The sequence below is a fragment of the Streptomyces sp. NBC_01803 genome, from assembly GCF_035917415.1.
Lineage (GTDB): Bacteria > Actinomycetota > Actinomycetes > Streptomycetales > Streptomycetaceae > Streptomyces.
This window is the reverse complement of the sequence record NZ_CP109073.1, coordinates 1,320,651-1,343,859: the sequence shown is the minus strand read 5'-3', so window position 1 is coordinate 1,343,859 and position 23,209 is coordinate 1,320,651. Positions and strand designations below refer to the sequence as shown.

Annotated in this window: 18 protein-coding genes and 4 pseudogenes; 13 read left to right on the top strand and 9 right to left on the bottom strand. The window is 71.7% G+C overall.

What is annotated here, in order from left to right; all coding sequences use genetic code 11:
• Positions 1–304 precede the first annotated feature (304 nt).
• The 9 genes from OIE51_RS05520 to OIE51_RS05480 all read left to right on the top strand — a co-directional run bounded on the left by OIE51_RS05520 (position 305) and on the right by OIE51_RS05480 (position 9,404).
• On the top strand, positions 305–757 hold the full coding sequence (locus tag OIE51_RS05520) for an ATP-binding protein (RefSeq protein ID WP_326600505.1): 453 nt from the start codon (positions 305–307) through the stop codon (positions 755–757).
• A 140-nt stretch (positions 758–897) separates the two neighbouring features.
• On the top strand, positions 898–2,193 hold the full coding sequence (locus OIE51_RS05515; RefSeq protein ID WP_326595956.1) for a tetratricopeptide repeat protein: 1,296 nt from the start codon (positions 898–900) through the stop codon (positions 2,191–2,193).
• A 56-nt stretch (positions 2,194–2,249) separates the two neighbouring features.
• Positions 2,250–3,587 (top strand): hypothetical protein, encoded by a 1,338-nt coding sequence (locus tag OIE51_RS05510; protein ID WP_326595955.1) that lies wholly within the window; start codon positions 2,250–2,252, stop codon positions 3,585–3,587.
• A complete protein-coding gene (locus tag OIE51_RS05505; RefSeq protein ID WP_326595954.1) occupies positions 3,584–5,671 on the top strand; it encodes a tetratricopeptide repeat protein in 2,088 nt (695 codons plus the stop codon). Before OIE51_RS05510 ends, OIE51_RS05505 begins: the two co-directional genes overlap by 4 nt.
• Before the next feature lie 246 nt (positions 5,672–5,917).
• Complete coding sequence (locus tag OIE51_RS05500; protein WP_326595951.1) at positions 5,918–6,865, top strand: hypothetical protein; 948 nt, start codon at positions 5,918–5,920, stop codon at positions 6,863–6,865.
• A 112-nt stretch (positions 6,866–6,977) separates the two neighbouring features.
• On the top strand, positions 6,978–7,427 hold the full coding sequence (locus OIE51_RS05495) for a hypothetical protein (RefSeq protein ID WP_326595949.1): 450 nt from the start codon (positions 6,978–6,980) through the stop codon (positions 7,425–7,427).
• 239 nt (positions 7,428–7,666) lie between these two features.
• Positions 7,667–8,287: a hypothetical protein gene (locus OIE51_RS05490; RefSeq protein WP_326595947.1), complete on the top strand. Its 621-nt coding sequence runs from the start codon at positions 7,667–7,669 to the stop codon at positions 8,285–8,287.
• Positions 8,288–8,334: 47 nt separating this feature from the next.
• A complete protein-coding gene (locus OIE51_RS26875; RefSeq protein WP_442812036.1) occupies positions 8,335–8,580 on the top strand; it encodes a helix-turn-helix domain-containing protein in 246 nt (81 codons plus the stop codon).
• On the top strand, positions 8,577–9,404 hold the full coding sequence (locus tag OIE51_RS05480; protein WP_326595944.1) for a hypothetical protein: 828 nt from the start codon (positions 8,577–8,579) through the stop codon (positions 9,402–9,404). Before OIE51_RS26875 ends, OIE51_RS05480 begins: the two co-directional genes overlap by 4 nt.
• Before the next feature lie 146 nt (positions 9,405–9,550).
• Here the strand turns inward: OIE51_RS05480 and OIE51_RS05475 are convergent, their stop codons facing one another.
• From OIE51_RS05475 to OIE51_RS05445, 7 genes and pseudogenes are all read right to left on the bottom strand, one after another.
• Positions 9,551–10,573 (bottom strand): thiopeptide-type bacteriocin biosynthesis protein, encoded by a 1,023-nt coding sequence (locus OIE51_RS05475; RefSeq protein WP_326595943.1) that lies wholly within the window; start codon positions 10,571–10,573, stop codon positions 9,551–9,553.
• Complete coding sequence (locus tag OIE51_RS05470) at positions 10,555–11,790, bottom strand: lanthionine synthetase C family protein (protein WP_326595941.1); 1,236 nt, start codon at positions 11,788–11,790, stop codon at positions 10,555–10,557. Before OIE51_RS05470 ends, OIE51_RS05475 begins: the two co-directional genes overlap by 19 nt.
• Positions 11,787–14,786: a lantibiotic dehydratase gene (locus OIE51_RS05465; protein ID WP_326595940.1), complete on the bottom strand. Its 3,000-nt coding sequence runs from the start codon at positions 14,784–14,786 to the stop codon at positions 11,787–11,789. Before OIE51_RS05465 ends, OIE51_RS05470 begins: the two co-directional genes overlap by 4 nt.
• A gap of 216 nt (positions 14,787–15,002) precedes the next feature.
• The gene (locus tag OIE51_RS05460) at positions 15,003–15,212 is read right to left on the bottom strand and encodes an FxLD family lanthipeptide (protein ID WP_326595938.1); all 210 of its coding nucleotides are present in this window, start codon (positions 15,210–15,212) and stop codon (positions 15,003–15,005) included.
• 5 nt (positions 15,213–15,217) lie between these two features.
• Positions 15,218–16,501 carry a methyltransferase, FxLD system gene (gene fxlM, locus OIE51_RS05455; protein WP_326595936.1) on the bottom strand — a complete coding sequence of 428 codons (1,284 nt, stop codon included), beginning with the start codon at positions 16,499–16,501 and terminating at the stop codon, positions 15,218–15,220.
• Positions 16,502–16,972: 471 nt separating this feature from the next.
• Positions 16,973–17,947: pseudogene (locus OIE51_RS05450) on the bottom strand (IS481 family transposase); the annotation flags it as partial.
• A 79-nt stretch (positions 17,948–18,026) separates the two neighbouring features.
• Positions 18,027–19,514 (bottom strand): MDR family MFS transporter, encoded by a 1,488-nt coding sequence (locus OIE51_RS05445; protein WP_442811869.1) that lies wholly within the window; start codon positions 19,512–19,514, stop codon positions 18,027–18,029.
• A gap of 96 nt (positions 19,515–19,610) precedes the next feature.
• Between OIE51_RS05445 and OIE51_RS05440 the strand changes: the two genes are divergently transcribed.
• Positions 19,611–20,180 carry a TetR/AcrR family transcriptional regulator gene (locus OIE51_RS05440; protein WP_326595934.1) on the top strand — a complete coding sequence of 190 codons (570 nt, stop codon included), beginning with the start codon at positions 19,611–19,613 and terminating at the stop codon, positions 20,178–20,180.
• A gap of 175 nt (positions 20,181–20,355) precedes the next feature.
• Positions 20,356–20,701: pseudogene (locus OIE51_RS05435) on the top strand (helix-turn-helix domain-containing protein); the annotation flags it as partial.
• A 212-nt stretch (positions 20,702–20,913) separates the two neighbouring features.
• Here the strand turns inward: OIE51_RS05435 and OIE51_RS05430 are convergent.
• Positions 20,914–21,144 (bottom strand): annotated as a pseudogene (locus OIE51_RS05430) (dihydropyrimidinase); the annotation flags it as partial.
• 214 nt (positions 21,145–21,358) lie between these two features.
• Between OIE51_RS05430 and OIE51_RS05425 the strand changes: the two are divergent.
• A pseudogene (locus OIE51_RS05425) lies at positions 21,359–21,590 on the top strand (integrase core domain-containing protein); the annotation flags it as partial.
• 22 nt (positions 21,591–21,612) lie between these two features.
• Here the strand turns inward: OIE51_RS05425 and OIE51_RS05420 are convergent.
• Positions 21,613–22,056 (bottom strand): hypothetical protein, encoded by a 444-nt coding sequence (locus OIE51_RS05420; protein WP_326595932.1) that lies wholly within the window; start codon positions 22,054–22,056, stop codon positions 21,613–21,615.
• Between the two features lie 239 nt (positions 22,057–22,295).
• Here OIE51_RS05420 and OIE51_RS05415 point away from each other — a divergent pair, with 239 nt between their 5' ends.
• Positions 22,296–23,171 (top strand): IS5 family transposase, encoded by an 876-nt coding sequence (locus OIE51_RS05415; protein ID WP_326595930.1) that lies wholly within the window; start codon positions 22,296–22,298, stop codon positions 23,169–23,171.
• Positions 23,172–23,209 lie beyond the last annotated feature (38 nt).

Sequence of the window (23,209 nt, the reverse complement as noted above, 5' to 3'; positions counted from 1 at the left end):
CGATCTGTTCCTGTGTCAGCGGGGCGCGGGCCTGCTGGAGAAGGCGGTTTCCTGCAAAAGCCATGGCATCTCTCACGGTTGTTGACCTCGAACATACCGTAAGGATCGTTGCTATTGGAGTGACGACAGGCGAAGTCAGCCGGACTTTTGACGGTACTGCATCAAGAGGCTGCTGGACGTTTGAAGAGTCCTGAGAAAAGACCTCCCGCTGGTGCAACCGGACAACTTCACTGAGTTACGCCGCGCTCGCGGCGCGCTGATCCGCCGTTCTCCATCCGAGGGGGCGTCACTCGTGGCTCACGCCATGCGCTTCGGTACCTGTACGTCCAGCACCATCACGCCCGAGACCACCTCCGCCGGTGGGCGTCGATGTTTCGCTGTCGCTTTACCGGCCGACGGCCGGGTTACCGCAGACCTGCGTCGTGCGGTTCGGGAGCACGCGCGTCGGTGGGGCGTGCCCGATTGCGCTGACGCGGTGCTCGTTGCCAGCGAGCTGTTCGCGAACGCTGTCCTGCACGGCACTCCTGCGGTGGGAACGTCGGTACGGGTCGAGGTGGCGCATCTCGGTGAGTGCATCCGGATCGCGGTGACGGACGGCTGCCGTGACCGGGTCCCAGTGCGGCGTGACGTGTCGGAGACGGCGGAGTCCGGGCGCGGCCTGCGGCTGCTCGATGACCTGACCCGGGACTGGGACACGACGGTCGCCGAGGACGGGAAGACCGTCTGGGCTGAGGTCCCCATCCATCCGGCTACCTAGCCCTCCTCGTAGGCCGCCGTCGTGAGTCGTGTCCGGTTGTTCCCTGAGTCGGCCTGGCACAGGCGGAGTTCCGGCGGCTCCTCTCCCTTTCCTTCCTTTCGTTCCCGTGTGGCTCTCCGCGCGGGGTTGTGGAGTTGACGATGACTGAATCCCTGGCCATGCCATTGCGCGCGGTGCCGTGGCAGGCGCAGGAGGTTCTCCAGCGTCTGGGCGTTCTGCCTGACGGTGTGTGGGACCTGTGGGACGTGGCCGCGGTGTGCGGGCGGTATGCCGAGGACGCCGGCCGGCTGCTGGAGCGGCTGGTGGAGGCGGGGCTGGTCACGGAGTCCGGGGAGCTGTACGCGATTCCGCTCGGTCTGCGCGGGCACGCCCGTGCCGGGGCCGCGATGCTGGCGCTGGCGGAGCGGGAGGTGGCGCTGCGGCGGTGGCTGGACTGGCTACTGATGAACGCCTCGGCGGCGCAGCACCGGCTGTCGCCGGAGGCGGACGTGTTCGGTCTGCTGCGTGAGTACCGGCATGTGCCGCCGTTCGAGCCACGGATCAGCAACCCATGGTCGGCGACGCAGTGGCTGGTGGCACATCGTGCGGCGCTCGTCGACGCGGTGTTCGCCGCACATGCCGCCGGTTTGGCGCAAGTGGTGTGGCAGTTGGTCGATGCTCTGGAACCGCTGGCGTTGTCCTGGGCGGAGCCGGAGGTGTGGGCACAGATACACGACCTAGCGGTGGAGGCGGCCGGGGCGTGCGGGCAGCAGCGTGCGGCGCGGGTGCTGCTGGTGCGGCGCGGTACCGGACTCGCGGCCGCCGACCGCCCCCCGGTGAACCACGCGCCCGGCTGTCGCGACCGGGAGGGACACGGTCCGCTGCTGGGCCCGATGGCCGGTCTGGAGGACCTGCACGAGGCGCTGGACCAGGCGCGTGCCGCGTGGGATGTGCCGGTCCAGGCCGCGGCCCTGCGCGGACTGGGGCTGGCCTACCGGCAGGCCGGCGATACCGGTGAAGCCGTCCGCTTTCTCCGCCGGGCTCTGGAGCTGTGGGAGCGGGACCCGGATCAGCCGGGGGCGCGCGAGGCGAAGGTGTGGGAGTGGGAGGGGGCCCGGATCCGTGCGGACCTGGGGGTCACGCTGCTGGCCGCCGGAGCCGCCGCTGAGGCGCTGGAAGCACTGGGCCCGGCGTGCCGGGCGTTTGAGGCGGCCGGTGATCTTCGGGGTGAGGCGACGGGGCTGGTGGCTATGGCGTTCGCGCTGGCCTGGACGGATCACCGGGAGCTGGCCGACAAGGCGCTGGCGCGGGCGAAGCGGCGGTTCTCCGAACTCGGGGACGCGGCCGCCTACACGCGCTGCGCGAGCCTGGGCACTGAGCTGCGGGTCGTTCCGGGAAACGACGCGGCGGCGCGGGCCTGGCTGCGGCTGCTGCCCGCCGCCACCCGGGCCCTGTGACCCACCCCGCACTGGCCGGCTTCCCCGAACTTTGTTCCGATTCTGGAGAGTTACGCATGCTGACCCTGCCCGCGACGATCACCGGGCTGGACGAGGACACCCGCCGGGTGCTGGGTGCCCTGAGCGTTCTGCACTCGCCGTGGGACCGCGCCGATATGGAGGTGGCCGCCGGCGAGGACGTGTGGCGGGCGCTGCCCTGCCTGGACGCCGCCGGGCTGGTGGACCGCTGGCAGCCGTACTTCTGGCGGTGGGCCCCGGCCGCGCGGGAGGCCGCCGCGGCTGCGGCGAGGGAGTTCCCCGACCTGGTGGGGGCGGCGCGGCGCCGCTGGTACGGGCATCTGCTGCGGAGCGTGGCCGCCGCCCGGGACTACCTCACCCCCCACGATCCCGCACTTTCCCTCCCTGCCCCCGCGCCCGGCCCTGAGCAACCCGGCCGGCGTGTGCGGATCGGCGCGTTGCCGGCGTGGTCGTGGCTGGGGCTGCGGCGCATGATGCTGCCGGACGTGATCCGGGAGGCGGCCGGCGAGGGCGAGCACCTGCTCGCGGCCCGCCTGGCGGAGGCCGCCGGGCCTGCGCTGCTGGAGTTTTGGCGCGACTACACCACCTGGACCGGGCTGTACGAGCTGGCGCTTGAGCAGGCCCGCGCCGCCGGTGACACCGATGGCGCCCAGGTGCTCGCCCAGGATCTGGGCGCCGCGCTGGCCGGGGCCGGTCACACCGAGCGGTCTCTCGGCGTACTGGTGCGGGCCGGCTGCCGTCACGGCAGCCCGGCGCCGGACACGTCGGGGCGGCCGGGGCTGCGCGAACCGCGCCTGCGGATACGGGCCCTGGCCGGCACCGGCCGCGCCTTCCGCGCCGCGGACCCGTCGCTGGCGGTGGACCTGTCGGTCTCAGCGGCGGTGCTCGCGGACAGCGACGGCAGCCCGCGTGACGCGGCGCGGGCATGGGCCGAAGCCGGGCTGAGTGCGCTCGCGGCCGGCCGGCCGGACCAGGCGGTGGTGTGGCTGACCCAGGCCCGCGCCGGGCTGTCGCGGCTCGGCGGGGGTCCGGCCGCGGCGTGGGCGCTGGCCCACCTCGGCTACGCCCGCGCCGTCAGCGGATCGGTGCGCGAGGGCGACACCCTGCTCAGAGAAGCCGAGAACGAGTTCACCTCCCTGCCCCATATGTGGGGGCAGATCGCGTGCCGGGCGATGCGGGGTGCTGCGGCGGCCGCTGCCGGACACCCCGGTGTCGCCCGGCTGAGGCTGGAAGAGGCGCTGCGGCAGCTCCAGGACACGACCCTGCCCGGCCACGAGCAGCTCCACGACGCCCTCGCCCGTCTGGAACGTGCCCGGTCCCGGGGTGAGAAGACCGTTCCCGGCCTGCTTCCCCTGCCGGTGTGTGAGCAGTGGTGACCGGCACGACGCCCGGGGGCGAAGCTGCCGTCGGCGGCCTGGTGCGGGCCGGGAGCATCACCGGCGATGTCCACCCGCACGCCCCCCGAACGCCGGTGCTGCGGGTGCCGCGCCAACTGGACGTGCAACCGGTGGCGTGGGCGGACCGCGACAGTGCCCTGGCGGACCTGGAACGGGTACGGGCCGCACGCCACGGGGCCGGTGCCCGTGGCGTGGTGATGCTCCACGGCCCGGCCGGGAGCGGCAAGAGCGCGCTGGCGGCCCGCTGGCTCGGGCAGATCGCCGACACCTACCCCGACGGACAGCTCACCACCGACCTGTCCTACGCCACCGCGCCGGGGGATGTGCTGGGCGCGTGGCTGCGCGCCCTGGGCGAACCCGTCCCCGGCAGCACCGCTGGCCGCATGGCGGACTGGCGCAGCGTCACCGCCACCCGGCGCCTTGCCATCGTGGTGGAAGGCACCGTCGACGCCGGCCGGGTGCGGCCGCTGCTGCCGACCGGTACCGGCTGCCTGACCGTGGTCACCGGCCGGGACCCGCTGCCCGCCCTCGACGCGGCCGGCGCCGCGTTCTACCGGGTCGGCCCCCTCGACGAAACCGCCGCGCGGGACCTGCTCACCCACGGCCTGGACCCCGACCGTGTCCACCCGCGGGCGCTGCGCAGGCTGGCCGACCGCTGCGGCGGCTGGCCGCTTGCGGTCCCGCTGGCCCGCGGGCACCTGGCCACCGCCGATCCGCCCGACCCCGACGCCCTCCTCGCCACCCTCACCGCCGCATCCCGGAAGACAGCGACCATGCCACTGAGCACGACCCTCGACTCCGCCTACCGGGCCCTGCCGCCGGCCGAACAGCACACGTACCGGGCCATCGGGTCCCTGCCCGTGCCGCTGGTCGATGGGTGCGACCTCGCCGCGCTGCTTGCCCTCCCGGTGCGAACCGCCTACCAGCACCTGGTCGCGCTGCGGAAACGAGACCTGCTGACGGATACCCCGTTCGGGATGTACCGGATGCCGGACGCGGTCCGCGAACATGCCGCCGCCCGCGTCGTCGATGAGGACGACGCCCTGAGCCACAGCGAGCGGCTGCGGCGGCTGTGGGACTGGTACCTGTTCGCCGCCACCGCCATCGAGAAGGCCCTGACCCCCTCCCACGCCGCACACGACCTGCCGCGCGACTACGCGTTCCTGCCCGCCGCCGCCGACGACGAGCCGCTGCCGTTCACCCTCACCGAGCCAGCGGCCCTTGCATGGCTGACCCCCCGCCAGCCGGCGCTCGCGGCCGCCATCCGCACCGCCGCCGACGCCGGGTGGGACGAAATGGTGTGGCAGCTCGTCGTGGCGCTGTGGCCGATGTGGCACCGGCTACGGAACTACGAGACCGCCATCGAAATGCACGAACTCGCCCTGGAGGCGGTCCGCCGCTGCCGCCACGCCCGCGGCGAGATGATCGTGCACAGCACCCTGGCCTGGGCAATGCGCAACGCAGGCCGCCACGACCAGGCCCACGGCGCCTACGCGCAGGTCCACCGCCTGGCCGAGGCAGCCGGCGACCGGCACTTCACCGCCCAGGCCCTGCACGGCCGGGGCAACGTCCTCTTCGACGCCGGCCACTACGACCAGGCCGCAGCTCCGCTGCGCCAGGCCCTGCGTATCCGCGGCGAGATCGGCTACCACCGCGGCGTGGCGCTGACGCATCTGCTGCTGGGCCGGGTGGCCACCGCCCTGGCCGACTGGCACGACGCGATCATCCACCTGACCGCGGCCCGCGAGGGGCTGCTGACCGCGGGCGACGCCTACGACGCCGCCCGCGCCCAGGCGTTCCTGGGCCGCGCCCGCGCCGCCGCCGGCCAGCCCGCGACCGGCGACCAGGAACTATGCCTGGCCCTGGCCGAGTTCCACGCCCTGGACCACCACCCCTGGCAAGGGCACTGCCTGGAGATGCGCGCGGACATCGCCGCCGCACGCGGCCATACCGACGCCGCGCTTGGCCTGCTGCGCCAGGCCCTGGCCTTCCACGCCGGCAGCACCACCGACACCACCCGCGTCGAACAGCGCATCACCGCCCTCGCCCGCGCCACCCCCTGAACCCCTTCAGGACTCCCTCGCACCCCCCGGGCCGGAACCGCCCGGCCCGGGGGTTCTGCACCCCCTCATTCCGCCGAAGGAGTCTTCGTCATGCCCCCTGCCGACCGCACCGCCCAGCAGCAGCCGCGCACCGGCCGCGACACGCACAGCACGCTCCACGCCCCGTCTGGCGACTGCCCCGTGCGGACCCGCGACTACCACGCCGTCTGACCAGCCCGAGTACAGAGGAAGGGAGAACCCGCACCGGTGAAGGACACGCTCACCATCCTGGCCTGCAACTTCGAGGGCAACGGCCGGGGCGACCTGGCCGTGCAGGCCGAGATGTACCGCCGGCTTCGCGCCGAGGAGCCCGACATCCTGCTGCGCCAGGAACTGCCCGGCTACGCCGCCACCGGCCGCGAGTCGACCCACTGGTTCCGCTCCTGGGAGCACCTGGGCGGCATGGTCGGCTGGCTCGGCCCCGGCATAGGCGCCACCGCTATCTACATCAACCCCCGCACCGTCCACCCGGCGCGGAACTGGGCCGACGAAGTCGAACGCAGTATCTGGCAGCTCCCCCCGACCGTGCTGAGCCTGATCCCGGACGGGACGCACGTCCCCATCCTGGTCGCCAGCGTCCACTACGCCTACCACAACGCGGCCCAGCGCGACTTGGAAACCGGGTGGCTGACCCGGCTGCCGGACAAGTGGGCCCCGGTCGATGGCCAGCACGCGCAACTCCCGGTGCTGATCGGCGGAGACTTCAACTGCGAACTCCCCGGCACCGGACCGCTCACCCGGCCGCGAGACATCGCCGACCGGCCGCACCGGGTGCACCGCACGATCCTCCTGCCCGGCGGCCGCCGGGTGATGGACACCGGCCCCGCCGCGACGTTCGCCGAGATCGGGCTGGCCGACGCCGCCCACATCGCCGCCACCAACGGCGACAAGGAGGCGCTCGCCCCGACCGTGGCCGCAAGTCCCACCCACGGCCCGGCCCGCCGCTGCGACGCCATCTACCTCTCCGACGCGCTGGCCCCGGCGGTCGCCGACTACACGGTCATCGACATGACCGGCCCCGGCCTGTCGGACCACGACACGGTGACGCTGCGGCTGCACCTGCCGACGCTGCGCCGGCTGCTGGCCGACTGGCCCACCCACCACGCCGCCGCCGCGAAAACCGTCGCCCACCGGAGCGGACTACGCGCCAGCTGACACCACGAACCCCCGCCCGGGACGCAGGGGAGCCCGCTTCTGCGAGCCGTCCCGGGCGGGTCTCTCCCCGCCTCCCACCGTGACCACCCGGACAAGGACCCTGTCTTCCGCGATGCGACGCGCACAGAATGCTGATCCCGCCCCTGGCCGCCCGTCGGCGTTGTCTGCCGAGCAGGCCGTCGCCGAGCTGCGTGAAGCCGGGTTCGAGCCGGAGGAGGACTACCCCGGCAACACCCTGACGTCCTGGACGATGCGCTGCACCATCTGCGGCACACCCCGCCGGACCACCCTCAACAACGTCCGCCGGAAGGGCGGCTGCTGGCACGGCGACGACCGCCGCTTCACCCATCAGCAGGCCGCCGACATCCTGGCCGCGCTCGGCCACCGCCCGCTGGAGGACTACCCCGGCCGCCGTATCGCGCCCTGGCACGTCGCCTGCGGCGCCTGCCACCAGCCCTACCACCGCAGCCTGTCTCTCATCCACACCGGCAGGCCCTGCCCGCACTGCCACACCGCACCCCGCCGGACCACCCCCGACCACGACAAGGAAGCCTCCCGGTGAACCATCCCCTCCCCGCCGCCCCGGCCGCGTCTCCCGCCACGCCGCAGGCGCTGGCGGGGTCTTTCTGAGCCCGGCCGCCGGGAGCCGTGCCAGCCCGTGTGCCGCCGGGCCGTGCGCGGCATACCCGGTCCCGGCGGCCGACTTCCACTCCTTCCCTCTTTCTCTTCCCGTTCCCTGTGCGGGCTGCGGCCGGTTGTCCCCGCTGCTGCCCCGCCGATCTGACTGTGTGTGGAGTTGACGTGACCGACGCGACCGAGAAGGTGCGGACCGGTGATCCGGCCGCCGCCTACGGGCGGCTGAGGCCGCAGGAGGCGCTGCTGTCCCGCGCGCTGGCGTGTCTGCCGCCGGAGGCGGTGTTCGACGCTCTCGACGCGGCGGCCGTCGGCGCCGTGCCGGTCGACGATGCCCACCGGCACTTGGCGCTGCTGACCGAACACGGCCTGCTGGAACTGGACGACGCCGACACCCCCGCGCCGCTGGCGGGGACTGGGAGGCTGTTCGGCATCCACCGCGCGGTCCGCGGGGCCGTCGCCGAACTGGCCGCCCGCCGCGACCGCGCCGAGCAGCGCGAACGGCTGTGCCGCTGGCTGGACTGGCTGCTGTGGGCCGCCACCACGATCGACCAGATGGTCACTCCCGCGCACCACGCCTGCTACCCCGAGCGCGACTACGACTACCCGTCGGACCTGTCCGGTATCGAGCGGGTCCTGACCTCCCCGCCGGCCCCGGACCCCCGTTCCGCCCACCCTGTTCCTTCGAGGAGAAACGCCTTGCCCACACACCACCGCCGCCTGCGGGCGACCGCCCGCGACCACCACGTCATGCTCCACGAGCAGCCCGGCGACTACCACGCAGCCTGACCCCCTGCGACTGATGACACCGACACCCCCCGGCCGGGCCCGGACGCCTGCGGCCAAGCGGGGCCAACGCATCCCGCGCCGACCGGCCCGCCTTCGAGCACCGGGCCCTGACCCTGTACGGCCAGGGCCTTTCCATCCGGGACGTGGCGGCGGCCGTGGACCGCTCCTACTGCGGCATCCACCCAACCCTGGCCGCCGCCGGGTTGCTGCGCCCCCGTGACGGCGCCCCGGCCCGCACAGCCTCCGCCACGACCACGATCGACCCCGACACCCCCAAGGACACCTTCTCGTGAAGTACGACGTCCGGCACGAGGCCGGATTCCGCTACCGCACCACCGCCACGGTGATCGAGCAGATCGCCGCCGAGACCGCGCCCCGGGTCCAAGCCGTCACCGGCCTGGCCCTGCCCGACCGCCCCCGCATCCGCCTCGTCACCCCTCGCGGCTACCGGCGCGCCTCCGGCGACCACTTCGCCCGCGTCCTCCAGCAGGACATCAACGACCTCAACCCGTGGCAGCGCTGGATCGACGCCGCGCGCCAGGAACAGCGCGACCGTGACCGGCATCTGCGCCGCTCGGGCTGGCTGCTGATCGGGGCCGAGACCATCACCGACGCGAGCGGGACGCCGGAGGTGCTGTTCATGCCCCGGGCCGCCCGGCATGCCGGACTCCTCGGCCCCTGGCTGAACGTGATGGTCGCCCACCAGCTCACCACCGTCGCCCAGGTGCACACCCAGCCCAGGCTCGCGGTACTGGCCGGTACCCTCATGCCCGAGCAGCGCCGCGACATCGACGCCCAGGCCCTGATGATCGTGATGGTCGGGCAGGGCCTGTGGGCGGCCCGCACGATCCTCGCCGAGCGGGGCATCACCGCCACGGGCGGCCGTACCTCCAGGCGCTACCGCCGCCTTACCGCCGCGCAGCCAGGCCCCGTGCCGGACGGCGACACCCCCACGAGCCAGCAGCCCCACGAGATCGGCGCGGCCTTCGTCACCCACGTCGAACAGGTGGCGCCCGGAGCGGTGAACGGTGTGTGGAACGACCTGACGCGCACCCCCACCACCGCGGAACTGTTCGACCCGCCCGCGTGGCTGGTACGCACCGGCATCACCGCCTGACCCGCACCCAACGGCGGCACGCCGCCGACCCCCGCACGCCGCCCGGGACACCAGAGGGGGTGCCGGGCTGCAGGGGGGCGGGTTGCAGTCGGCCAACCGACACGGTGCGTGTCGGTGGGGGCGGCAACAGACTCGGGCGCGTCTGCTCAGATGAGGGGCGGGTCGCTGGGTGAGACCATGATGGCGTCCCGCGCTGCTCGGGCGAGGATGCTCTGGGTGCGGGCGGGCAGTCCGAGGCGGTTCCAGTGGAAGATCACGTGGTAGGCGAGGATCTGGCGCAGGCCGCGGTCCAGTGACCCGTTCCGTGCTGCTGCCCCGAGGGTGTGGCCTGCCTGGCGGAAGGCGGCGGCCCATGGGGCGGCGAAGCCTATGGGGTCGGCGGGGCCGAGCATGGGTCCGTCCGGGGTGGTGTCGGCACGCAGGAGCTGGCGCAGGTCCTGGGCCATGCCCTGGAGTCGGTGCGGCGGGATATCAGGGGGAAGGGGACGTTCGGCGGTGACCTGGTGCCATGTGTCGCCCATTTCGTACCATTCCAGGCTGGCGGCGCGCATCAGGACGGTGCACAGCAGGACGGAGAGTTCGCGGCGGCCGAGCGGGTTGGTGTGGTGGTGCAGGGCGAGGATGGCTCGGCTGTCGGCGTGGAAGAGTTCGTGGGCGCATGTCATGCCGTCAGGGCCGCCGAAGGCGGGGGTTTCGGGTTCGTAAATCCCGGTCCACCAGCGTTGGATCCGGCCGGCTGCGGTGAGGCGGTCCAGGGCGGTGCTGACGCGGGTGGTGGCGTGGCTGCGGGGGTTCAGGCGTATGCGCAGGCGCCAGCAGGGGCGTTTGCGGATGAACCACCAGGCGCTGATGGGGCCGCCGGTCCCGGCATCGTTCAGGAGCGGGGCGAGGTGCTCGGCGGCGGTCTGCTCGGCGCTGTCCCAGTCGGTGAACTGGAGGTAGATCTGCCACCAGGTGGGGTCGGTGGCCTGCTGGAGGGCGCGGCGGCCGGCGTGCTGGTAGATCCGTGCGGCGGCGTCCAGGTCGGTCGGCTCCATGCGGGCGCGTGCGGCGGCGTCGTCGAGCGGTGTTCCGGTCAGGACGTCGAGGATGGCCTGCTCGGTTTCCGTCGGGGTGGTGTTGCTGTTGTGGCGTCCGTTCCGGGTGGGGTTCAGTCGATCAGCAGGCATGCGTCCCATCCGGAGGCCGGCGCCGCGTTGCGCGCGGCGGTGGTCAGGGCGAGGGCCGTGCCGGCGATGCCGCCCAGGAATCCGGGGCCGTGGCCCGGCTGCGGCCGGGTGTGGCGGGCGAGGGCGTCGGCCAGGTGGGGCAGGACCGCGTCCAGCTCCGGGGTGATGGCGTCCTGTGCGGCGCGCCAGGCGGTCTGGTAGACCCCGGCTCCGCCGTGGCACAGGCCGGTGTCGGTGAGCCGGGCGAGCTGCGCGGGGTCGGACAGGCAGGCGGCCAGGGCCTGTTCGGCGGCGCGCTGGCGTGCGGTGTCGCCGGTGGCGAGGGCGGCGAGCTGGAGGGCGCGGGTGATGCCGGGGGTGCCGTAGCACCAGCTTGGGCGGGCGGGACCCGGTTGCGTGGGCCGGCCGGCGCGCAGGTCGTTCAGGGTGACGGTTTCGGGCCACCAGGGCCCGGCGTCGCTGTCCTGTTTCCAGGTGTCGAGCCAGGTGGCGATGGTGTCGATGGCGTCCAGGTAGCCGTCGATGGTGATGCCGCGCCGGGCGGCCTGGCTCAGCAGCAGGAGGGGACCGGTGATGCCGTGCGCGGCGCCGTGGTTGCTGTGGCCGCCGGGGTAGCGGGCGGAGGTTCGGGTGCGCGGGTCGTGGCCGACCCACCAGCCCGGCAGGGACCGGCCGTCGCCCGGCAGGGGCCGGGTGAGGGCGGCGAGGTAGCGCAGGGTGCGTTCCAGGGCGCTGCCGCCCGGGTCCCGGCGCAGGAGATGGGCGCCGATGCCGGTCAGGCCGGAGAAGATGTCGTACTCCAGGAAGCTGGGGAGGGCGCCTTGTTGGATGCGGGTCATGGCGGCATCAACGCGGCGGTGGGCGAGAGCGGCGACGTGTGTGTCGACCGTGGCGAGGGCGGCGGTGTACCGGCGGGAGGAGCTGGCGTGGGCGGCTTGCAGCATGAAGGCGATCGCGGGCGCACCGGAGTACAGCCCGGCGGTGTCGGCGGCGCTGACCTCGCTGGCTGTCGCGGCGGTGATCCAGGTGTGGGCCTGCCTCCAGGTCCCGTGGCCGGTGTGGGCGCGTTCGATGTGGAGCAGGGCGATCCCGGCGGCGCCCCGGCTCAGGGACTGCGCCTCCTGGGCCTCCTGCGGGGCGGGGGGCCCGGGGGTGGCCAGGTGCGCGGCGAGGTGGCCGGCTACCTGCGCGGGCCCGGTGGGGAGCGGGGCGGTCATGCGCGGCTCCGGGTGATCTCGCGGAGTGCGCAGGCGCGGGCAAGGCGGCCGGTGATCCTTTCGAGGTCCTGGTCGATGCCCAGGGCGCGCACGTGGTGCAGGTGAATGAGCCCTTTCAGGACGGGCAGGGGGTCGCGCTGGGCGGCCAGGTGCTCGCGGTAGACCGTGAGGGCCGCAGCCCGCACCCGCCAGGCCCGGACCACGTTCATCCCTCCCGGCTCGGCGCGCAGCGCCGCCCACGCGCCGTGCGGGTCGGCAAGCCGGAGGGCCTGGTCGCGCAGCGTCCGATCCAGCGGTCCGTGCTGCTGCGGCAGGTGCTCGACCAGCCAGGTGAGGCCGTCGTCCACGGCCTCGGTGAAGCTGCCGGCCAGGTCGATCAGGCTGGCCGCGGCCAGGGCCTGTGGGTGCACCTGGCCCAGGGCGGCCATGCGGATCTGGGTGAGCGCCGCCGCGGAGTCCGCGGCGAACACCGCCTGCGCGGCGTCCATCGTCGGCCCGTGGCCGTAGCGCCCCGGCTGCGGCTGGTAGGTGGCCAGCGTGGCGTGCGCGGCCAGTCCCTGGCCGCGCAGGTGCCTCGTCCAGGTGTGCAGGAGTTCGGCGGCCGGGCCGTACGCGCTGGGCTCGGGCAGGCGAATCGACAGGGCCAGATGCTGGTCGGCGTCGGGGCGTGGCAGCGCGCGGCGGCGGCCGAACCACCAGCGCGGTGGCTGGTCGAAGTCGCTGATCAGGCGCGGCAGGTGATCGGTGAGGATCTCGTCGAAACGTGCCGGGTGGCCGTGAAGGTGCGCGTGGAGGATGGGGGAGCGGCCCGGCAGATGCCCGGCATCAGCCTGGACGGCCTGCGGCGGTATCGGTGCGGGCGCGGGGCCGCTGCGGGCGGGTGCGGCCAGGGTGAGAGGGAGGAGAACCTCGTGGGCGCGCCCCAGCCATCCCACGTCCTTCGGGGTGGGGGCTTCGCGCAGTTCGAGGCGTTGCGTGCTGTTCAGGCGGGTGCGCAGCAGGAGCCGGTGAACGGGGTGGGTGAGGTCCAGGGGGAGCCGTTGGCCGTGCTCGGTGAGGCTGACGTGGTCGGGGACACGCCGGGTGGTCCGCCACGCCTCGAAGGCGGCCTCCCACGCGGGCATCTCCGCCCGGGGGTGGGGTAGTTCTGCGGCGGTGAGCAGCCATCGGGCCGCAGCCAGGATGGTGCGCTGGTAGCGCACCCGGGGCAGGTAGGGCAGGTGGGTGGCGGCACCGAAGTCGAACGACTTGTACACCGCGCACCGGGCGGTGGTGATCTCCGCGAGGAAGCGGGCGAGCGGCGGTGTCTGGACGCCGGCTTCCAGCGCGTGAAGGACGCGGGGTTCGACGCGCCGGCCGGTCGAGAGCCGCACGAGGTGGAAGTGGCGCTCGTCGGCGATGACCGCGAGGTCCGCCAGGGGGATGTCGCCTGGGTGCGGTGCGCGGTGCTCGGCCAGGGCGATCACGTGAGGCAGCAGTTGCGGGGTGCGGGCGATGTTCTCGCTGCGCCTGCGGCGGGGGGCGAACGATAGCTGGGCGGCGGTCGCCTCGGGGTCGGCCGCCCGGTAGGTCTCGGCGAGCCGGGCCTGCTCCTGCGCAGGGAGCAGGTGCGCGAACCGGCCGGCCATGCTGCTGCCGGGCCGGGGTGTGCCAGCGATGACCAGGCGGAACGCGCCGCGGGCCAGGGCATCCAGGGACGGGGCGTGGATCTCGGCCGCCACCTCGGCCCGCGGGACGGGAAGAGGCTCCGCGTCCTGGCCAGCGGCGAGTGCGCAGACCAGCCGCTCGGTCAGGACGATCTCCTCGCGGTCGTCCAGCATCGCTTGCTGCACCAGGGCGAGGAGCGTCCCGTCGCGCTCGGTCAGCTGCTGGGGAGCGCGCTGCCAGGCGGAGTCCAGGTAGCCGGCCGGCAGGCCGAGCCCGCTATCGGCCACCAAGTCCCGCACGGGCACGACTGCACCGGCCCCGTAGCGGGCCCGGAACCGGCCGTGGTAGTCACGCCACTGGGGATACCCGACCGGGTACGGGGACAGCCGTGACAGGACGCCGACGGCTCTCTCCGCTTCCCGGGCCACGAATTCCGGAAGCTGGACGTCGCAGTCGACGGTGGTGTCGGCGACCAGCGGCACCGGTGCCGCGTTGCTGAGCGCTCTCATCCGTTTGACGAGTCCGGCTGTGCCGGACCACCGTGCGGCCGGGCGTTCGGCGAGTTCGTCCCGTATCGCATACAGCTGGCCGGCCAGGTCCGCGACCCCGGGGATCGAGCGGGCATCGGCGGCCTCGAGAGCGGTGCACACGTGGCCGAGGGCGTCCATGCCGGTCATGGGCGGCCGCAGGCTTGAGATGAGGACGTGCTGGTCGACGAGGTCGCCGAGCAAGGTATCGACCTTCTCTGGGCCGGCGGCGGGGAACCGGTCGGCCAGGAGCGCGCGCAGTTCGCGGTATGGGATGGGGCTCCGGGCCGCGTCCAGCGCGGCGGCGACCGGCCGGGTGTAGCGCACCGACACCTCCAGCGGCGCCAGTTGATGGCCGTGCACGTCGCTCGCCGCCCCCGGCACCACGTACCGGCCGCCCCTCACCTGCCCGGCGTTGCTGGCGACCACGGCAAGATGTTCCAGCAGCGGGCGGCACCGGTGGAGCCGGGCGATTATGTCAGCGAGCCAGGCCGCGTCCGCCCGCACTACCGTGCGGTGGTCCCCGCCCCATGCCACGCGCGGCGCCTGCCCCAGCGACACAGGAGCGACCCCGGCGAACAGGCCGAAGGGCGTCGGGCGGCCCTGCCAGCGCAGCAGGTAGGAGACAAGGGAGAGCACGCTCTTGCGTACCCGCCGGGCATCCGGTTGCTTCCCGGCCGCGATCTCCTCGATCTGACGGCACAACACCGGGCTCGCGGCGCCCAGTGCCTCCCGGATCTCCGCGCGCTGCCACAGCGCAGTCAGCCAGGCCCGTCCCCGCGCAGGCCCGCCCGGGCCGGCCAGGTCAAGGTCGAAAGGCACAGCTACGCCGCCGGGAGCCGTGGTGGCGCGTAGCAGAGCACCTCCCCGCCATCGGTAGTGGACAGGTGGTTGTGCTGCCACGGTTGCCTCCCTCGATCATCGATCCCCCTGAGGCCCGGCGGCTGGTGGTGTGCCGGGCCCGTGCCGGCACACCACCAGCGGACACCACGGAGCAGTCAGCTCAAGGGACAGGCCCGGACCATCCTCCGGAGCCGTTCAGGCAGGGTCGTCAATGAACGAGTCGCAGGCGCTGGCGCCGTCCTCGCAGGTCGGGCCACAGCCGTCGTCGGTGGCGCAATCCGACTTCGTGCTGAGCCGGGTGGACACCACGACACGCACGTCCAGCGTGAACTCGTCATCGACCTCGCCCGTGTCCGGCGGTTCGGCCAGCACGGTGGCGCTGTCCGAGACGCGGAGATCCGCCATCTCGATCACTCCTTACCTTCCTCAGTGGGGTGGTGCAGGATGCCCTGGTCCCCGATGGCGCTCGCGGCCGGGGACCAGGAGAGCGTGACCCGGCAGTGCTTCTTGTCGATGACCCGCTGACCGGACAGCCGATCGTCGGGAGTGCCGGCCGGGTAGACGGCGATGTGCGGGCCGGGCCCGCCACGGTGGTTCTCTGCCCAGGTGCGCACATGGTCAGCCACTGTTTCGGCGAGGGCGGGACCACCGGGGCCGAAGGCGTGGACTCCGTACTCGACCTCCGTCTCATCCGGGGTCAGGCGCGTGGTGACGTAGACGAAGTCCTTCCCTTCCATCGCCGCGACGGAGGACCGCTTGTTCCGCGGGGCAACCAGCCCGGTGTCCCGGCCGGGCTCGACGGACATGAAGCAGAAGCCGTCCAGCACCGTGGTCAGGTACAGCCGCAGGGTGTCGATGAGTTCCTGGCGCCCGACCGCTACCCCCGTCCACACCTCCGTCCGAGGGGTGCGCAGCGCCTCGTCCAGCACACCCGGGCCGGGAGGCGTCCCGTCATCGAACTCCAGGGTGATCGCGCCGGTGCTGTTCACCACCTGCGGCGGCTCCTGGTGCGTCTCGGCCCCCTGCATCGGGACGAAGCCGCACACACGTGCCGAAGTGCTCACGAGGTGGCCGCCGACCCGCTGGAAACCGATCGACCGGGTCAGTCCCTTGACCCGCAGCGGCACCACCAGCCGGCCGGACCCGGTCAGTTGCGCGACCCACGCCGGCGGGATGTCCCCGGCTCCCGCCGTGATCAGAATCCTGTCGTACGGGGCATACTCCGGCACGCCCTCCCCGGCGTCAGCCAGCACAACCCGCACACGCTGCCCGAAGCCGGTCTCTGCCAGCAGCCGCTCGGCGCGAGCTGTGACCTCCGGATCGATGTCGACGGTGGTGACCTCCCCCGAGTCCCCGACCAGCTCGGCCAGATACGCGGCGTTCAGGCCGCCGGACCCCACCTCCAGAACCCGCATCCCCGGCTCGATCCCGGCCTGCTCCAGCATCATCGCCTGAATCTGCGGCGCGGACACCGAACTGACGGCCACTCCCTGCCCATTCCTCTTCGTCACCACCGCTTTGAAGGTGGCGTAGGCGTCATCCAAGGCCACATCCGGCACAAACAGATGCCGTGGCACCCGGCGCATCACAGACCCGACCCGCTCGGAGACGATGTCCCCGCTGGCGATCAGAGCCTCAAGGACCCTCTCACGGAGGAACGCGGCGCGTTCCTCATCAACGATCGTTTTGCCCACGGGACGAATCCCTTCCTCAATCGCGTCCGGAAAACATCCCCCTTGCCGCCTCAGACGCGGGCAAGAGCCGTACCCAGCCCGCAGAACACCTCATCACCCCGCCCCCGGCGGGCTGGCCGGAAGGCGGGCGCGCCTAGTACGCGAGGCCCCGCACCTCCCGCCATGGGGGCGCCCACATCACCCCAACTCCACGCTGCGGAGCGCTCACACAGACCGAGCAAGCGAGCACCGAACGAAGTGTAGTCATCCACTCACGCTCTTCGCTGGGTTCTCGCCGCCTGCCGTCCGCCGCCCCACCCCCCGGCCTGTCTGGTGGGGCCGGCTCACCCTGGCGGGCGTCGGGTGGCTCCGCTAGGTGTGGTGTCTTGGGAGGTTGGTTACACGAAGTCGTCGAAGCTGAGCTGCTGCGGGATATCGATGAGTGGGTTGGGCGGCTGGTCGAAGACGAGCCGGTAGTCGCTCCCCGGCGGTCCGGCTGATGGGCGGTCGACCGCCGAGAGCGGCATGAGGTCGCTCGTGGTTGTAGTAGTTCACGAAGCCCGTGAGGGCGACGCGCCGTTCGTGCTCGGACATGTAGTCACGGACATAGGCCCACTCGCGGGCGAGTGTCCCGTTGTAGCGCTCCGCCTTCCCGTTCGTGCGCGGGGTGTAGGGCCTGGTCCGCTTGTGCTTCGTACCGGTCGCGGCGAGGGCGTGGGCCCAGGTCGTGGACCGGTAGCACGAGCCGTTGTCGGTGAGGCAGCGACGGATAGGCGTGACGCCGTGGGCGGCGAAGAACGCGACGGCGCGGTGCCAGAAGGCGACCGCGGTGACCGCCTTCTCGTCGTCCAGTGCCTCGGTGTAGGCGAGCCGGGAGTGGTCGTCGAGCGCCGAGTGCAGGTACGTGTATCCGACGTTGCGGGTGCCCTGACCGGTGCGTTTGGACGCGCGGGCAGCGTCGGTGCCGACGCCGTGCATCCGCCACCCGCCACCGGCCGGGATGCGTCCGAGCTTCTTGACGTCGACGTGGACCATGTCGCCGACGCGTTCGTGCTCGTAGCGGACGACCTCGCGCAACTGCTCGCCGCTCGGCGGGTCCAGGTCACGGAGCCGGTTGAGTCCTCGACGGACAAGGATGCGGTGCACGGTGGCTGGCGCGATCGTGACGCCGTGCAGGCGTTGAAGGTCGCCGGCGAGGCGGGCGGGTCCGTGTTTGGTCTGTCTCCGCAGCGCCTCAACAAGGTCGGCAAGCGACTCGCTGGCACGGGCCGGGCTTGTGTGCGGGCGGGAGGAGTGGTCGAGTAGCGCTCTCGCCGTGCGAGCGCAGCGGGCGTACCACTTGGCAAGGCAGCGGCGGGAGATCCCGGCTTCCGCCGCGACGTGGGCGATCGGACGACCGGTGTCCACGCGTTCACATAGTCGGCGACGCCCTTCCGGCGTCAGCGGGGCGTTGGGGTGCCCCGCCATATCAGTCCATCGAGGTGCCAGCGCTGCGTGCCTGTCGCTTTGACCTGCGCCGTCTCAGGAGGTGGCGCCGCCGTCGCGCTCACGGTGCGGTCGAATCAGTCGGCTTGTCGGTCTTCTCTGCTTTGCTGCCGGCAGGGGCAGGCTCGGGGCGGCCGGGCAGCAGCAGGCAGAGCGGAATAGCGGCGGCGCTGAGGGCCACGGACCACCAGAACGCGTGGTCGAAGCCGCCTGCCAGTGCGCTGGGGGTGTGGCCGTCGCCGATGTTCTGCTGGAGGACGACCATGAGGACGGCGACCCCCACTGCGCCACCGATCTGCTGAGCGACACGGGTGATGATGCTGGCGTCAGGGATTTCCTCGCGCTCCAGCCCGACGAAGCCGGCCCCCATGGGCGCGATCATGGCGGCGCCCAGGGCGATCCCTCGGATGAACAGTGCTGCCATGAGCAGGATCTCGCTGGTGTCGGCGGTGACGAAGGCGAATGGCACGGTGGATGCGGCGACGAAGGCGAAGGCCACGAGTCCCACCGCGCGGGGGCCGACGCGGTCCATGTATCTGCCGGCCACGCCGCGGGCGACGAGGGCGCCGACTCCTTGGGGGATGAGCAGGAGTCCGGCGCCGAGCGGGGTCGCGCCTCGGACCTGCTGGAAGTACAGGGGCAGCAGCATCATCGAGCCGAACAGGGAGATGCCGCCGAGGAAGAGCAAGGCGGAGGACGAGGCCACTGAACGGTGCTGGAACATGCGCACGTTGACCAGCGAGCCGGTCTTCCGGGTGAGCGCCCAAGCGATGAAGCCCCCGACCAGAGGGAGTCCGGCGAGTAGCGGGATGAGGATCGGAGCACTGACGAAGCCCGTGCTCCCGTCGACGCGGGACAGGCCATAGAGGAGGGCTGCGAAACCCGGGCACAGCAGGAGCAGGCCGACGACGTCCAGGCCGGCGCGGGGGTGGCCAGGTGCGGGTCGGTCGTCGGGCAGGTTGCGCCAGGCGAGCCACATGCCCACGAGGCAGAAGGGGACGTTGACGAAGAACAGCCACCGCCAGTCGGCCAGGTGGAGGATGAGACCGCCCATGACCGGACCGAGGATCGGGCCGAGCGCCGTCGGCACGGTGATGATCGCCATCACCTTACCGATGTTGCGGCCCTTGGCCGCCTGCATGAGCAGGGTGTACATCAGCGGCATCATGATGCCGCCCGCCAGGCCCTGGACGAGCCGAAAGACAATGAGGCTGGTGGCGCTCCAGGCCAGGGCACTCAGGATCGAACCGACCAGGAACCCGCCCAGAGCCGCGACCCACAGGCGCCGACCGCCGAGTCGTGACTGGGCCCATCCAGTGAGCGGCATCGCGATGGCCAGGGCCAGCATGTAGCCGGTACTGACCCACTGGATGGTCGACAACGGGGCGTCAAGGTCTTTGGCCAGGTCGTTCAAGGCGATGCTGATCATGGTGGTGTCGAAGACCGCAGCGAGAGCGCCGACGATCAAGGTGATCGCCATGCGCAGCACGACGGGATCGACACGGCCGGGATCGGTGGGGGCGGGCCCGGCCTCGTGGGAAGTGCTCACGACCAGCACCTTAAGATAGAGAGATAGTTCTTACTCTCGTCAAGGTAAGCCTGTACCGTAAGAAAGGCAAATCTATCTACGCTGGGAGGTTGAGCGATGGCTCAGCGGCGCCGCGGGGCGGCACTGGAGACGGCACTGCTCGATGCGGCCTGGGAAGAGCTCATCGACAACGGCTATGCCAGATTCACCATGGATGCCGTCGTCAAGCGGGCAGCCACCAGCCCTCCTGTGCTCTACCGTCGCTGGTCCGACCGCGACGAACTCATCCGGGCCACCATCGTCCACATCCTCAAGGAGTCCCGTCCCGCCGTTCCCGACACGGGAAGCCTGCGGGAGGACCTCCTCACTCTCATGCGGGAGATCGCCACCTCCCACGTGCAGTTGATCACCGTGATGTACGCCCACCTGGCTAGCTACTACCGGGCAACTGGAAGAAGCCCCAACAGCCTGTTCGATCCCGTCGCGACGGGCCGCACGGCAGACCTCGACATGCTCTTCGAGCGTTCCGTCAGCCGCGGCGAGATCAAGTCGGACCTCCTTACCGAGCGCATCAAGACCCTCCCCTTCGTCCTGCTGCGCCACGAGATCCTCTCGACGTTCGCCCCGGTGCCCGATCACGTCCTTGAGGAGATCATCGACACGATCTTCCTCCCTCTGGTGCGCTGACTGCACGCAAGAGTCCACTCTCAGGGCTTCGTGGCACCAACCTCACGGGACAGCACAGGTGTTCTGTCCACGGAGGTTGGTGACGTAAGTCTCGGCTTGGGGATCTTGAAATGGGTGAGGGCCTTCTGGCTCGGTGTGGATTGCGACATCTGCACCGGCGACCAGAGAGGCCCTCATGCCCCACCGTAATGCCCCGCTGACCGAAACCGGACGCCTGCGCCTGGCCGCTGCGCCGGGCCGCTGAACACTTCCAGGTCTCCGTCACGCCAGCGAAGCGGTGGGCAGACCGCTACCGGGCGGAGGGCAGGGCCGGGATGTGCGACCGCTCCAGCCGCCCGCACCACAGCCCACGCCGCACCCCGACCCGCACCGAACGCCGGATCATCAAGGTCCGCCTCACCCGCCGGTGGGGACCGGCCCGGATCGCCGGCCTGCCGCGGCTGAACCCGGCCACCGTCCACCGCGTCCTGGTCCGCTACGGCCTGAACCGGCTGGCCTTCACCGACCGGGCCACCTCCCGCGGGTGCGGGGCGGACCCCTGCGGTCCATCAACGCGGCGCAGGGTGCCAGGAACATCCCCGCGGGTGCGGGGCGTTCCTCCGAGGTGCTCTCGTCGCGGGCGACGGACAGTCGCAGGGCGCCGAGGATGCGGGGACCGGACATGAAGAAACCTCCTGCTCGTCAGGTTCGAGCAGGAGGTCCGTTTTGGGCGGGCCGCGAACGTCTGTGACTATGCGCCGTTCGTGCCGCCGAACGGCAGTTCCATGTGGGTGTGGGCGTCGACGCCGCCGGGGATGACGTACTTCCCGGTGGCGTCGATGACGTGATCGGCGGTCCAGCTCTCCGCGAAGGCACTGCCGCGCTCGGCGACGGCGGCGATCCGCTCGCCTTCCACCAGGACGTCGGCCTCGACCTCGTCGGCGGCGGTGAGGACCAGTCCACCCCGGATGACGGTTCTGCTCACGTCGGAGCTCCTTCTGGGTCTACGCCTGTAGAACGGAGAGGAGACGACCGTAGACCCGAACGCGGACCGTGGCAATAACATGACCGTTAATGATCAGGGTCAGCTGTGTTGCCGCACGTCGCGCCCCCAACGACCAGCTTCGCCGAGCGCAGGCCGTCGCACCGCCTGGGCCTACAGCAAGAACACCTGGCGCCAGACCTGCCGCGATCTGGGCATCAGCTCACGCTGGACCAGGCCCTGGCGGCCAGATCAACGGCAAGGTCGAACGCTTCCACCGCACCCTGCTGGAGGAATGGGCCTACCAGCGGCCCTACGCCTCAGATACCGAACGACAGGCCGCGTTCACCGACCGGATCGATTGGTACAACTACCACCGACCCCACACCGGCATCACAGGCCAAACACCCGCCAGCCGCGTCACCAACCTGTCCGAACAACACACCTAGGGATCCGGCCAATGGCTTCGGGTCAGGTCCGCTTGCGGCTCGCGATCTCGTCAGAGAGCTGCTGCACGTGGGCGGGGTCCGCGTCCCGGGCAAGGGAGACGTAGTGGTCCATGACGGCCGGCCGGTAGCGCACGGGCAACGTCTGTCCTGGGGCGAGTCGGGTGAGCTCGGTGATCGTGAGGTCTTCGTCTGCGATACCGCGGAACGAGATGCCGTCGGCGGTCTCCACGTCGAACATCAGGACCACGCGTGGACTGCCGTCGCTGCTGACCTCCCGCCAGTCGACGAGAACGCCGAGCGCAAGCGCCCCCGTACGCAGTTCCGCATTGCGCTTCCGTGCATCACTACTCAGGAGCGGGTTCGGGGCGACGCCCGGGAAGTCGGGCCCGACGCCGAGCGATTCAGGACTCAGGTCGGGCCTGAGCTGCGCCATCAGATCGTTGAGCTTCTTCTTCGAACCGAACATCCTGACCCCTCCCTCACACCGGTGCCGGAATCTCGGCCTGGCGCTTCGCCCTCACTGCGATTGTACGTCGCGGCCATTCCCGACCTCCGTCGCATCGCCCCGTCCCGATGGGGTCGCCGTCTGCGGTCGCGGACGGGCTCGGTCGGTGCACCTGTCTGTCCACCTGAACACTGCCTCTTTGTCAGACGCCCTAGGCCGTGTATCGAAAGAGGATTTTAGGCTGTGCATGATCGCAGTTCATGGGTCGGGGAGATCTCACAAACGAGCAGTGGGCAATGCTGGAGCCGTTGTTGCCGAGGGGGATGAAGGTGGGGCGGCCACCCGTCTGGCCTCGGCGGCAGCTGATCGACGGCATACGGTTCCGGGTCCGGACCGGTGTTCTGTGGCGGGACGTGCCCGTCGAGTTTGGACCGTGGAACCGGGTCTACGACCTGTTCCGCCGATGGCAGCGCAATGGCACTTGGCACCGCATCCTCACCCGCCTCCAATCCCTGGCCGACGCGGAGGGAGAGATCGTCTGGGACCTGAACGTCGACTCCACGGTCTGCCGCGCCCACCAGCATGCCGCCGGCGCCCGAAGGAAGGGTGACCTGCAGAAGGAACCACCAGGCGGTGTCCATGAAGAGCCCGAAGATCACGGACTGGGACGGTCGCGCGGCGGGTTCACCACCAAGCTCCACCTGGCCGTCGAGCAGGGTCAGAAGCCCATGGCGATTGTGGTGACCGCCGGGCAGCGCGGGGACTCGCCGCAGGTCGAATCCGTCCTGGCAAAAGTCCGTGTGCCCCGCATCGGGCCTGGCCGGCCACGCGTCCGCCCTAACCGGATTCGCGCGGACAAGGCGTACGCCTCCCGCAAGAACCGCGCCTACCTGCGCCGCCGCGGAATCCGCTGCACCATCCCCGACAAGGCTGACCAAGCACGCAACCGCCGGAAGCTCGGACCCCGCGGTGGCCGGCCACCGCGCTTCGACCCGGTCGACTACCGCGAGCGTCATGCGGTGGAGTGTGGGATCAACCGCCTCAAGAGGTACCGCGCTGTCGCTACGCGATACGACAAGCTCGCGGTCCGCTACGAGGCGACTGTCCTCATCGCTGCCATCAACGAGTGGCTATGACCTCCGCGGCCACACGCTGGGATCCCCGTTCCACGCCG

Coding starts and splice junctions, on each gene's coding strand:
- OIE51_RS05440 (WP_326595934.1), top strand. CDS start 19,611: ATGGCTCAGCGGCGCCGCGGGGCGGCACTGGAGACGGCACTGCTCGAT.
- OIE51_RS05460 (WP_326595938.1), bottom strand. CDS start 15,212: ATGGCGGATCTCCGCGTCTCGGACAGCGCCACCGTGCTGGCCGAACCG.
- OIE51_RS05420 (WP_326595932.1), bottom strand. CDS start 22,056: ATGTTCGGTTCGAAGAAGAAGCTCAACGATCTGATGGCGCAGCTCAGG.
- OIE51_RS05470 (WP_326595941.1), bottom strand. CDS start 11,790: ATGACCGCCCCGCTCCCCACCGGGCCCGCGCAGGTAGCCGGCCACCTC.
- OIE51_RS05475 (WP_326595943.1), bottom strand. CDS start 10,573: ATGCCTGCTGATCGACTGAACCCCACCCGGAACGGACGCCACAACAGC.
- OIE51_RS05495 (WP_326595949.1), top strand. CDS start 6,978: ATGCGACGCGCACAGAATGCTGATCCCGCCCCTGGCCGCCCGTCGGCG.
- OIE51_RS05510 (WP_326595955.1), top strand. CDS start 2,250: ATGCTGACCCTGCCCGCGACGATCACCGGGCTGGACGAGGACACCCGC.
- OIE51_RS05515 (WP_326595956.1), top strand. CDS start 898: ATGACTGAATCCCTGGCCATGCCATTGCGCGCGGTGCCGTGGCAGGCG.
- OIE51_RS05415 (WP_326595930.1), top strand. CDS start 22,296: ATGGGTCGGGGAGATCTCACAAACGAGCAGTGGGCAATGCTGGAGCCG.
- OIE51_RS05520 (WP_326600505.1), top strand. CDS start 305: ATGCGCTTCGGTACCTGTACGTCCAGCACCATCACGCCCGAGACCACC.